The sequence below is a fragment of the Actinobacillus suis ATCC 33415 genome (assembly GCF_000739435.1).
In the GTDB taxonomy this organism is placed as follows: domain Bacteria; phylum Pseudomonadota; class Gammaproteobacteria; order Enterobacterales; family Pasteurellaceae; genus Actinobacillus; species Actinobacillus suis.
In genome coordinates, this window is the sequence record NZ_CP009159.1 from 1,412,752 (window position 1) to 1,425,062 (window position 12,311).

Here is a 12,311-nt window from a genome sequence, read left to right on the forward strand (position 1 = left end):
ATGCTCCTTATAATTGAATGCCTGAGAATGACATGAAGCCTAACGCCATTAAGCCAACAGTGATAAAGGTAATACCTAAACCACGTAAACCTGCCGGAACATCAGAATATTTCATTTTTTCAGTTAAACCTGCTAGTGCAACGATTGCTAACATCCAACCTGTACCTGCACCAATACCATAAACCACAGACTCCGTGAAGTTGTATTCACGTTGAACCATGAATGATACACCACCGAAGATCGCACAGTTTACGGTAATCAATGGTAAGAAGATACCTAATGCGCTATATAACGCAGGGAAGAACTTATCCAAAATCATTTCTAAAATTTGAACAAGTGCCGCAATCACACCGATGAATGTGATGAAGTTTAAGAAGCTTAAATCTACACCTTCAACAAGTGCGCCATCTTTTAATACGTGTGTATAAACTAATTGGTTAGCCGGTACCGCAATACCTAATACTACGATTACCGCAATACCTAAACCAAAAGCAGTTGAAACTTTCTTAGACACCGCAAGGAATGTACACATACCAAGGAAGAAAGAAAGTGCCATATTCTCAATGAATACAGACTTAACAAATAGACTTAAATAATGTTCCATCTTATTTCTCCACTTGCTCTGGTTTCCAGGTACGAATTCCCCAAATCACAAAACCGATAATGAAGAACGCACTTGGCGCTAATAAGAATAAACCGTTTGCTTGATACCAACCGCCGTTTTGAACAGTTTCTAATACGGTAATACCGAAGATTTTACCTGAACCGATTAATTCACGGAAAAATGCCACGATGATTAACATCGCACCGTAACCTAAACCGTTACCGATACCATCAACGAAACTTTCTACCGGACCTGATTTCATTGCAAATGCTTCAGCACGACCCATTACGATACAGTTAGTAATGATAAGACCTACGAATACAGAAAGCTGTTTTGATAAGTCATATGCATACGCACGTAAAATTTGGTCAACTAAGATTACAAGTGATGCAATGATAGCCATTTGTACAATGATACGAATACTATTAGGAATAAAGTTACGAATCATTGAAATAAACATACTAGAGAAAGCAGTAACTAAACTTACTGCAATCGCCATTACTACCGCAGTTTGTAACTGAGTAGTTACCGCTAATGCAGAACAGATACCTAAGATCTGTAATGCGATCGGGTTGTTATCCGCGATTGGAGATAACAATAACTTTTTAAGATTGTTACTCGCCATTAGTTAGCTCCCATTGCTGCTTTGAATTTCGCTAAATATGGACCGAAACCGTTAGCACCGAACCAATATTTGAATGAGCCGTCAACACCGTTTGAAGTTAATGTCGCACCAGATAAACCATCAATACCGTGATCTTTATCTGCTGAAGCACCTTTACCTACGGTTAATGCCACTTCATTGTTTGCGTTGAATAATTTCTTACCTACAAAGTTTTTCTGCCAGTTAGGGTTAGCGATTTCGCCGCCAAGACCCGCAGTTTCACCTTGTTCATAGTAAGTAATACCATTTACAGTGTTCGCATCAGGTTGAACCGCAACAAAGCCGTACATAATTGACCATAAACCGTTACCGTACATAGGAAGTACGACTTGGCTTACTTTACCCGCTTCGTCTTTTACTAAATAAACTTCCGCATATTTAGCACGTACTTTGATGTTCGCTTTATCATCAGCCGGATTGATCGCTACGTTTTGTGCAGGATCTTTCGCCGCTGCTTTCGCATCAAAGTTTGTTACGCCTTCAACATAATCACCGGTCGCTAAATCAACGATTTTAGGTTCGATGAATTTCGCATAGGTTTCTTGCACGTTTGTATTTGGCTGCATTAAACCTGCTGCTTGTAAAATGTTCTTTTGTTTATCAAGCACTTTCTGAATATCTTGCGTAGGTTTAAGCAATACTGCCGCACCCGCTACGATAAGAGAACAGATTAAACTTAATAACACAACAACGGTTAAAGTACCGCCTACGCTATCTTTATTAAATTTAGCCATTTTTATGCCGCCTTCGCTTTTCTACGTTTGATGTTGCCTTGAACTACTAAGTAGTCGAAGATCGGAGCAAATAAGTTAGCGAATAAGATTGCTAACATCATACCTTCAGGATATGCCGGGTTTGCTACACGGATAACAACACACATCACACCGATTAACGCACCGTACCACCATTTACCTTTGTTAGTAAATGCCGCTGATACAGGGTCTGTTGCCATAAAGAACATACCTAATGCGAAACCGCCTAACACTAAGTGCCAATGCCATGGCATTGAGAATAGTGGATTTGTGTCTGAACCGATTAGGTTAAATACGGTTGCTGTTGCCGCCATACCAACAAATACGCCGGCGATAATGCGCCATGAAGCAATACGTGTGAACACGATAATTGCCGCACCAATCATTAACATAAGTGTTGAAACTTCACCGATTGAACCAGGAATGTTGCCTAAGAAAGCATCCATCCAAGTAATTTCTTGACCGGTTACTGCGTGTTTAAGCGCACCTTGACCGCCTTGCGCCCATTGTGAAAGCGCTGTTGCACCAGAGAAGCCATCTGCAGCAGTCCACACTAAGTCGCCTGAAATTTGTGCCGGATAAGCGAAGAATAAGAACGCACGACCCGCTAATGCTGGGTTCATAAAGTTTTTACCTACACCGCCAAACACTTCTTTCGCAACCACAACACCGAAGGTTGTAGCAAGCGCCGCTTGCCATAATGGCAATGTTGGTGGAACGATTAATGCTAATAAGATAGAAGTAACAAAGAAACCTTCGTTAATTTCATGCTTACGCACCATTGCAAATACAACTTCCCAGAAACCACCTACAAGGAAAACCGTTAAGTAGATAGGAAGGAAATACGTTGCACCAAGAAGCATTTTGCTGCCCCAGCCTGCATCTGCGGTTAAAGTTGCGCCTAACGCATCAGAGAAACCATAATGCCAGTTACTTGCGATTGAATCCGCTAATGTACCTAAATGGCTTGTTGCAAGAATTGCTTGCGCACCTACGTTATACATACCCCAGAACATTGCCGGGAATAACGCTAACCATACGATGATCATCATACGTTTAGAATCTAACGCATCACGTACGTGTGAATCTTTACGAGTCACAGTACCCGGTGTATAAAGAATGGTATATGTCGCTTCAAAAAGCGTGTACCATTTCTCATATTTTCCACCTTTGTGAAACGCAGGTTCCATCTTTTCAAAAAGATTTTTTAAACCCATTTTATTAACCTTCCTTCTCGATCTTATCTAACGCAGCACGTAACATCGGACCGTAGTTGTTTTTACCCGGGCAAACATAAGTACATAATGCTAAATCTTCTTCATCTAGCTCTAAGCAACCTAAGTTTTGCGCAGAATCGGTATCGCCGGCAGCTAAGTCACGAAGTAATAACGTAGGAATAATATCTAACGGCATTACACGCTCATATGCACCGATTGGCACCATTGCACGCTCACCACCGTGAACTGCAGTCGTGAAGTTAAATAATTTTTTGCTGAAGTGACCTAATACGGTACGAGTGATAGAGAATTTATCCGAACCTGGCATAATCCAACCGAATAATTCTTTCTCACGACCTTCCGCAAGTACAGAAACTTGTAACGCATAACGACCTAAGTAGTTAACCGGACCTGTTGCCGTTGCACCACTTAACACTGAACCTGAAATCACACGGTTTTCACCTGCATTCAGCTCGTTTGCCGTTAATTGTGAAAGGTTTGCACCAAGACGAGTACGTACTAAACGTGGTGTTTTTACTTGCGGACCAGCAAGCGCAACAACACGGTCAGTAAACAATTCACCGCTTGTGAATAATTTACCGATTGCGATTACATCTTGATAATTTAAATGCCATACGGTTTTGGTTAAACCTACCGGATCAATAAAGTGAATGTGAGTACCCACTAAACCTGCCGGGTGACGACCCGCAAATTCGTGTACATTTACACCGCTAACTGAAGGAACATTCGCACCAGCCGCTTTCACTAAATTAACTTTCACGCCTAAACGAGTTAAGACCGTTAAACCGTGTTCGAAATCATTTTTGTATTCGTTAATGATCACTGTCGGATCAGCGCTTAACGGATTAGTATCCATTGCATTAACGAAAATCGATGCTGGAGTTGCATCAACTGCAGGAACTTTGCTGAACGGACGAGTACGGAATGCTGTCCATAAACCCGAATCAACAAGATTTGTTCTTACTTGTTCCGCTGATAAAGAGGCCAATTGCGCAGCTTCATAGCTCTTAAAGGTAATTTGCTCATCACCCTCAACTTTAATCACGACTGATTGAAGAACACGTTTTTCACCACGGTTAATCGTTACTACCGTACCGCTTGCTGGGGCTGTAAATACTACGCCAGGGTTCTTTTTATCTTCAAAAAGAACTTGGCCTTTTTTCACTACATCGCCTTCACGAACTTTCATTGAAGGACGCATACCCACATATTCTTCACCAAGCATCGCAACTTCATTAACGGTATTGCCGTTATGGATTACTTGTGCCGGTGTACCTGCGATAGGTAAATCCAAGCCTTTTTTGATTGTAATCATATTGTTTGCACTACTTTTTGTTGGGTTAAAAAATAAGATTACGAAAAAATCGCAATCGCTTCTCTTGAGCCGTAACGCTGATTTAAAAACAAACGAATTCCCCCACTTGTTTCTAAAAAGTTACATTAAGTTCTCAAATCTAGGCTTTATCTTGGAATTAATTCACAAGCTAAAATAAACGAGGTATTTTACCTTAAAAACGAGCTAACTTTCCACAAAAACACACGATTTTAAGCCGTTAGCCCTTGAATATTTGAAATAAATCAATATTTATTAGACAATTTTTTAACATTTACCTCTAAAGAGGTGATTTAAATTTCAGCGTTTTAACGCCAAACAAGCGGCCAAATTTCTAAACTTTTTGCAAAGTTTGTAACAATTGGTAATTACAAAATTTTGAGTAGAAAAAACCGCCTGTAAGGCGTAGAATACCCGATGATTTTACTCAATTTAAATAACGAATTTGGAAACTCATAATGGAACAACAAGAAGCAATTCATATTTCGATTTCTGAAGCAGCGCAGGCGCACTTCCGTCGTCTTTTAGAACAACAAGAAGAAAATACCAATATTCGTATTTTCGTGGTGAATCCGGGCAGCCCTAATGCCGAGTGTGGCGTTTCTTATTGCCCCCAAAATGCCGTAGAAGACACCGATACACAATTTGAATATAACGGTTTCTCTGCATTTGTAGATGAAATTAGCTTACCTTTCTTAGATGAAGCAGAAATTGATTATGTAACGGATCCAATGGGATCACAGCTCACGTTAAAGGCGCCAAATGCGAAAATGCGTAAAGTAGCGGATGACGCACCTTTTATCGAACGCTTAGACTATGTGATTCAAACTCAAGTGAACCCGCAATTGGCAAGCCATGGTGGCCGAGTAACCTTAATTGAAGTAACAGAAGACAAATATGCAATCCTACAATTTGGTGGCGGTTGTAACGGCTGTTCAATGGTTGATGTCACATTGAAAGAGGGGATTGAAAAACAATTATTAGCTATGTTCCCTGACGAATTAGTCGGAGTGAAAGATGTGACAGAACATCAACACGGCGAACACTCTTACTACTAAATAACATAAAAAAGCACGAGCAACTCAGCTCGTGCTTTTTTTTGCAATTTTTCAGCCAAATTTAACCGCTTGCTAAAGTAATGTCGGATAACGTTGTTGAATTTCGCTCAATAAAGCTTTTTTATCTTGCTTAGAGAGAAAAGCCGCTTCAATCGCATTAAATAAAAGTTGCTGCGCTTCTTCTTTAGTAAGCTGATAATCTGCTTCCAATAGATGGAATTCATTTCTTACATCCGTTTGAGAAACGGTCATATTATCGCTATTTAATGTTGCCACTACACCTCGCTCTAAAAAAGCACGTAACGGATAATCCTGCAAATGCTGAACCGTTTTAGTTTGCAGATTACTACACGGACACATTTCTAACGGCGTTCGACTACCAATCAATTTACGCATTACCACTTCCGACTGAATGGAGCGAACTCCATGCCCAATACGAGATGCGCCGAAATTAAGCGCTTGCTCAACACTTTCCGCACCAGCCGCTTCTCCGGCATGAAGGGTAAACGGTACACCTAATTCATTTGCATAATCAAATTCTGCACTAAAATTCGCCGTCGGAAAGATACCTTCCGCACCGGCTAAATCCACCGCCACCACACCGGCTTCACCTTTACTTAAATATTTATGCGCTAAACGTACGGTTTCTAAATTTTCCGCCTGATTATCCGCTGCTCGCATACAGCATAAAATTAAATTTGCTTTAAATAACTGTGTTTTTGCTAAGCCTTCTTGTAAACCTTTAATCGCCGCTTGTACCACTTGCTCTTGATCCATGTTTTTTTGGGTATGAAATTGTGGTGCAAAACGAATCTCCGCATAAAGCAAGCCAGCTTGATCTAATCGTTGTAGAACATCAGTAACGGACGAAGCTAACGCTTCAGGGGTTTGTAACAAAGAAATGGGTAATTCGAAACAGCGTAAATATTGGTTTAAATCGCTACAATCTTGGGGAACAGAAATAAAAGGAAGTAAGGTTTGGGGGTCAGAGGACGGGAGTTGAATTTGCTGTTTAGCTGCCCATTCAATCATCCATTGCGGTGATAGCGAGCCATCTAAATGCAGATGTAGATCAATCACGCCGTATTTTGCTAAGTGTAAAGCCATATTGTCTCCTTAACTGTTATTGATATTTTATATATGGTCAAACAAAGATTACACAAACTTACATAAAATGACAATATATAAAACAATAAGCGGTTTAATTTCCGAGAAATATTACAGATATAAAAACACCACCTTACGGTGGTGTTTTTAATGCTTTTAATTAACCTTCACAGCTAGAACAGCTTAATAAGTTACGGTTAAACACTTGTGCCGCACTCATTGAGTATTGGTAATAAATTGATTTTAAACCGAGTTCTTCTGCGGTTAAGTATAATTGGTTTAAATCACGTGCCGGTGTTGCCGGATGAACCATAATATTAATACTTTGACCTTGGTCGATATATTTCTGACGTTGTGCCGCTTGCTGAATCACGCTTAACTGACTAATTTCAGAGAAGGTTTTGAATACTTCTTTTTCTTCATCGGTTAGTTGTTCTAAGTGCTGTACAGAACCGTCATTATGTAAAATCGATTCCCAAATCTCTTCCGTATCTAAACCTTTTTCTTGGAGTAATTTCTCTAAGAACGGGTTTTTATACACGGTTTTGATTTTCGCTAAATCCTTAACATAGTAGTTAGATTTAAACGGTTCAACCGATGGTGATACGCTACCTAAAATAAAACTACTTGATTTGGTTGGCGCAATACTCATTAAAGTGGTATTACGACGACCATAACCTTTTAAGATTTCCGGCTCACCAAAACGTTTCGCTAACTCTTGTGACGCTTTTAAGGTTTTCTCTTGTAACGTTTTAAAGATTAAGTTGTTTTTTTGCATTGCTTGGAAGCTATCAAACGCAATATTATTCGCTTGTAAGTAGCTGTGCCAACCTAATACGCCTAAACCTAATGCACGGTGACGAGTTGCAAAGCGATGCGCACGATCTAAGAACGGCATATCTTTACTTTTCTCAATAAACTCACTCATTACCACGTCTAAGAAGTAGGTTAATACTTCAGGCGCATCCGTATCTTTCCACTCATCAAAATAAAGTAAGTTCATTGAAGAAAGACAGCAAACGAAGCTTTCATCATTGCTTGACGGAAGCATAATTTCGGTACATAAGTTTGAAGCGTGTACCGTCATATTTTTATCTTTATAAACGTCCGGACGACCGGCATTCGCATTATCTTTAAAGAATAAATACGGAATACCCGTTTCCGTTTTACGTTGTAATAGTTTTGCCCAAAGTTGACGTTTATACGGGTCACCCGCTTTCATTGATTCTAACCAATCATGGCCGACACATACGCCGTAGTACATTAATTGGATTGGGTTACCTTCGGTATGAATATCTAACCATTCGTCAATATCGCCGTGTTCGATATCAATATAACCGGCAAATTGACCTTTACGTGACGTACCTTGAGAAATAACATCAATCACTGTATCAAACAATTTACTAAAGTTGAACGAACCGTCTGATTTACCGTTATTTTTAATTGCTGAACCACGTGGACGAATATCACCGAAATAAGCGGAAGTACCGCCACCGATTTTACTCATCATCCCCACTTCAGCGGTCGTCACCATAATTTCGTGGATTGAATCACCAATGTAGCTACCAAAACAAGAAATCGGTAAACCACGATCTAAACCGAAATTCGACCAAATCGGAGAAGAAAGTGAGAAATAGCCACGAGCCATATAGTGATAGAATTTATCCGCATAACCTTCGATACCAAGTTTATGCTCCGCATGTTCAGCGATAAAACGAATACGCTCTAATGCGGTTGTTCCTTCAAGTAAGTAACCACGTTGTAAAAATAAGCGGCTATCTTCATTTAGCCATTCAAAATCAGGGCGAGTATTAGAATAAGTCATCTGCGGTAATCTGCTTCATTTTTTTGCTGTAATCAGTACTACGTTTGTTAAAGAAATCTGTTTCTTTCGTTGACAGAATTTCAATATCAAACCACTCAGTTTCTTTTAGTAATTCAGGATTTACATCGTATGGCGGCTCTAAACCTAGCGTCATTAACGAGTTGTTATAACGGCTACGAATATAGTTTTCTACCGCTTCACGGCTAATAAAGCTTAAATCGCCTTCTTCAAAAATCCAATCTAAAATGCCACATTCCGCCTCAAATGCTTGAGTAGATAGGGTCTTTAATTCTTCAAAAAATTCCGGAGTGAAAAGCTCACTGTGTTCGTCACGTAAAATTTCGTATAACGCAATACCGAATTTACCATGAATTTCTTCTTCTTTTGACGTTGCTTCAACCGCATTAGAAATCCCTTTAAAGAGGTTTTTATGCTTATTGAACGACATCATAATTAAGAACTGACCGAATAATGAAATATGTTCTACGAAAAGAGAGAATAAAACAAGTGAAAGCACAAATTCACCTTTACCCGCATCTTTATCTTTCATGAACGATTCCATATAACGAATACGGTTCATTAACGGCTCAATCTCTTGGATTTGGCTAAACATTTCGTTTAAGCCTAATTTTTCTAATAAAAACGAGTATGCATCTTTGTGACGAACTTCCGACTCTGCGAATGTACCGCCCACATCATCCATTTCCGGTTTCGGGAAATAGCGATACAGTTCACCCCAGAAACGTTTTACGTTTACTTCCACTTGAGAAATCGCCAACATCGCACGAGTTAACACATGACGTTCGTGATCATTGATATCAATACGGTAGTTCTGAATATCACCGGTAAAATTAAACTCTGTATGCAACCAGTAAGAATGGCGAATTGCATCTTTAAATTCTAATAATTCAGGGTATTCGTATGGCTTGATGTTCAAGCGTTTTTCAAAAAGATTTCTTTTGGACATACTCGTTAACTCTATCTTTATTCATTGATAATTAAGGCGTGGATTTTAGGGAAAATTTTTTAGTACCACAAGTCTTGACAAACAAGCTTTTTAGCTAGTCATTTGATTTATAAAGAAAAAAATTTTTGTCAATTTATAAATCAATATCTAGTGGTTTATTTGTAAAAATCTACTAGATATTGTATTGCATTAATTATAACCAGATCATAAGCCAAACGTAAAAACCGTGAATTCACAAGCGTTTTATAGTATGATGAGCGAAATTTTGATCCCTTTACAAGCGGTTAAATTTAGCGAAAAATTTACAAAAGATCGGCTAAATAACACCGCTTGTTATTTTTATTCGTGAACAATTTTATGCAAAATCAATTTTACCGCGGACGTTTTTCCGTTGCACCAATGCTTGATTGGACCACTCGTCATTGTCGCTACTTCCATCGTCAATTTAGCCAACACGCTTTGCTTTATACCGAAATGATCACTGCGCCGGCGATCATTCATGCAAAATACGATCTGCTTGAATACGATCCGAGTGAAAATCCGGTTGCGTTACAGCTTGGCGGCAGCGATCCGGCACAGCTTGCGCATTGTGCCAAATTAGTTGAAGAACGAGGCTATGCCGAAATCAACTTAAATGTCGGCTGCCCTTCCGACCGTGTGCAAAACGGAATGTTTGGTGCTTGTTTAATGGCAAAAGCCGATTTAGTTGCCGACTGTATCAAAGCAATGCAAGATGCGGTGCAAATTCCGGTGACGGTTAAGCATCGTATCGGTATTGATGACTTGGACAGCTACGAATTCTTATGTGATTTTATTGAGAAAGTACAGCCGTATAGTAACGATTTTATCGTTCATGCTCGTAAAGCGTGGTTGTCCGGTTTAAGTCCGAAACAAAATCGTGAAATTCCACCGCTTGATTACGAGCGTGTTTATCAGCTGAAACGTGACTTTCCGCACTTAAATATTTCAATTAACGGCGGCATTAAAACTGTTGATGAAATCAAACAACACTTGGCATTTGTCGATGGCGTAATGGTGGGGCGTGAAGCCTATCAAAACCCGTCATTGTTAGGTGAAATCGATTCGCAAATTTTCGATGAAAATCGACCGCTTGTCACCGCCCGAGAAGCGGTTGAAAAAATGCTACCTTATATTGAGGCGCAAACGCAAAAAGGAGTTTATTTAAACCACATCGTTCGCCATATGTTAGGCGCATTCCAAAACTGTAAAGGCGCACGCCAATGGCGTCGCCACTTAAGCGAAAACGCCACCAAGCAAGGGGCAGGCGTTGAAGTGGTAGAACAGGCGCTCAGTTTTGTACAAGAGTAATTAAATTTGCTATTTCCCCCTGAGCAGGCATAATGTTTTTATCTTATGCATCCTTCGGGGGAAATATGGCCATTCATTCAGTCAATCCAAAAGGCAGTTTAGACCAACTCTCACATTTAGAAATGGAATTGCTGACCAAAAATGCGCAAGGCAATCTCTATTCTCTTTATCGCAACTGTTCGCTTGCCGTACTGAATTCCGGTGCAGTCACCGATGACAGTCGTGCGCTGCTCAATCAATATCAACACTTTGAAATCAATCTGATTACCCGTGAAAAAGGGGTGACACTTGAGCTGCACAACCCGCCGGAAACCGCTTTTGTTGACGGTAAAATGATGCTCAATATTCAATATCATCTATTTGCCGTATTACGTGACATTGTTTTTGTAAACGCCCTTTCTCAATATTTCAAACAAGATCAACCGCAAACCGATTGTCGCTATATCACCAATCAAGTCTTTTCAATTTTACGTAATGCCAAAGCGCTTGAGATTGGTTCTGATCCGAATCTGATTGTTTGCTGGGGCGGTCATTCAATTAACCAAACTGAATACCAATATTGTCGAGCAGTCGGCACCGAATTGGGGCTACGTTTACTCAATATCGTCACCGGCTGCGGTACCGGTGTGATGGAGGCGCTAATGAAAGGCGCTGCGATTGGTCATGCGAACCAGCGTTATCAGAATAGCCGTTTTATCGGAATCACCGAGCCCTCTATTATTGCCTCCGAGCCGCCGAATCCGATCGTCAACGAATTAATCATTATGCCCGATATTGAAAAACGGTTAGAAGCATTCGTGCGAATGGGACACGGCATTGTCATCTTCCCCGGCGGCCCCGGTACATTAGAAGAATTGCTTTATATCATCGGTATAAAACTCAATCCGGCAAATAAGTTGCAACAATTACCGGTAATTTTAACCGCACCACCGGAAAGTGCCGATTATTTCACCGCAATTGATGAATTTATAGGAGAAACGCTCGGTAAAGAAGCGCAACAACAATATGAAATTATCATTGATGATCCGGTTTTAGTCGCCCAAAAAATGGCACATGCGATGAGAGAAGTGAAACGTCAGCGCCAAGCGCTAGCCGATTCATATAGTTTTAACTGGTTACTGAAAATTGATGATGCTTTTATTTTGCCGTTTGCTCCGACTCACGAAAATATGGCGAATCTTGATCTGCATTTTGACCAAGCTCCAGCGCAATTAGCGGCGAATCTACGCCGTGTATTTTCGGGTATTGTTGCCGGTAATATCAAACCAGATACGCAAGATATGATTGAGCAATACGGGCCTTTCCAGCTCAAAGGCGATCGCAAATTAATGGAGAAAATCGACCGCTTGTTACAACGCTTTATTCAGCAACATCGTATGAAACTACCGACCGGAGAGGCTTACAAACCTTGTTATCAGATTCATAAATAGCGAG

The 12,311-nt window shown here is 40.2% G+C and carries 11 protein-coding genes; 3 read left to right on the forward strand and 8 right to left on the reverse strand.

What is annotated here, in order from left to right:
* Positions 1–7: 7 nt before the first annotated feature.
* The 5 genes from nqrE to ASU1_RS06495 are packed head-to-tail and all read right to left on the reverse strand — an operon-like array spanning position 8 to position 4,573.
* Entirely contained in the window at positions 8–604 is a 597-nt protein-coding gene (gene nqrE, locus ASU1_RS06475; protein ID WP_005624085.1) for an NADH:ubiquinone reductase (Na(+)-transporting) subunit E, read from the reverse strand.
* Between the two features lies 1 nt (position 605).
* Positions 606–1,229, reverse strand: coding sequence for an NADH:ubiquinone reductase (Na(+)-transporting) subunit D (locus ASU1_RS06480; protein WP_005624087.1), 624 nt, complete (start codon positions 1,227–1,229; stop codon positions 606–608).
* On the reverse strand, positions 1,229–2,002 hold the full coding sequence (locus tag ASU1_RS06485) for a Na(+)-translocating NADH-quinone reductase subunit C (RefSeq protein WP_014991977.1): 774 nt from the start codon (positions 2,000–2,002) through the stop codon (positions 1,229–1,231). Before ASU1_RS06485 ends, ASU1_RS06480 begins: the two co-directional genes overlap by 1 nt.
* Positions 2,003–2,004: 2 nt before the next feature.
* Positions 2,005–3,237, reverse strand: a complete 1,233-nt coding sequence (locus ASU1_RS06490; protein WP_014991978.1) for an NADH:ubiquinone reductase (Na(+)-transporting) subunit B — start codon at positions 3,235–3,237, stop codon at positions 2,005–2,007.
* 4 nt (positions 3,238–3,241) lie between these two features.
* Complete coding sequence (locus tag ASU1_RS06495) at positions 3,242–4,573, reverse strand: Na(+)-translocating NADH-quinone reductase subunit A (RefSeq protein WP_014991979.1); 1,332 nt, start codon at positions 4,571–4,573, stop codon at positions 3,242–3,244.
* 476 nt (positions 4,574–5,049) lie between these two features.
* On the opposite strand from ASU1_RS06495, the gene nfuA reads away from it, so the two are divergent.
* The gene (nfuA, locus tag ASU1_RS06500; RefSeq protein ID WP_014991980.1) at positions 5,050–5,649 is read left to right on the forward strand and encodes a Fe-S biogenesis protein NfuA; all 600 of its coding nucleotides are present in this window, start codon (positions 5,050–5,052) and stop codon (positions 5,647–5,649) included.
* A 72-nt stretch (positions 5,650–5,721) separates the two neighbouring features.
* Here the strand turns inward: nfuA and add are convergent, their stop codons facing one another.
* From add to ASU1_RS06515, 3 genes are all read right to left on the reverse strand, one after another.
* On the reverse strand, positions 5,722–6,756 hold the full coding sequence (gene add, locus ASU1_RS06505) for an adenosine deaminase (RefSeq protein ID WP_014991981.1): 1,035 nt from the start codon (positions 6,754–6,756) through the stop codon (positions 5,722–5,724).
* A 160-nt stretch (positions 6,757–6,916) separates the two neighbouring features.
* A complete protein-coding gene (locus ASU1_RS06510; protein WP_014991982.1) occupies positions 6,917–8,581 on the reverse strand; it encodes a ribonucleoside-diphosphate reductase subunit alpha in 1,665 nt (554 codons plus the stop codon).
* Complete coding sequence (locus ASU1_RS06515) at positions 8,568–9,548, reverse strand: ribonucleotide-diphosphate reductase subunit beta (RefSeq protein ID WP_014991983.1); 981 nt, start codon at positions 9,546–9,548, stop codon at positions 8,568–8,570. The genes ASU1_RS06510 and ASU1_RS06515 overlap by 14 nt, the downstream gene beginning before the upstream one ends.
* Before the next feature lie 357 nt (positions 9,549–9,905).
* On the opposite strand from ASU1_RS06515, the gene dusA reads away from it, so the two are divergent.
* Together dusA and ppnN are read left to right on the forward strand one after the other, a co-directional pair.
* On the forward strand, positions 9,906–10,877 hold the full coding sequence (gene dusA, locus ASU1_RS06520) for a tRNA dihydrouridine(20/20a) synthase DusA (protein WP_014991984.1): 972 nt from the start codon (positions 9,906–9,908) through the stop codon (positions 10,875–10,877).
* A gap of 65 nt (positions 10,878–10,942) precedes the next feature.
* The gene (gene ppnN, locus ASU1_RS06525) at positions 10,943–12,307 is read left to right on the forward strand and encodes a nucleotide 5'-monophosphate nucleosidase PpnN (protein ID WP_014991985.1); all 1,365 of its coding nucleotides are present in this window, start codon (positions 10,943–10,945) and stop codon (positions 12,305–12,307) included.
* Positions 12,308–12,311: the final 4 nt, after the last annotated feature.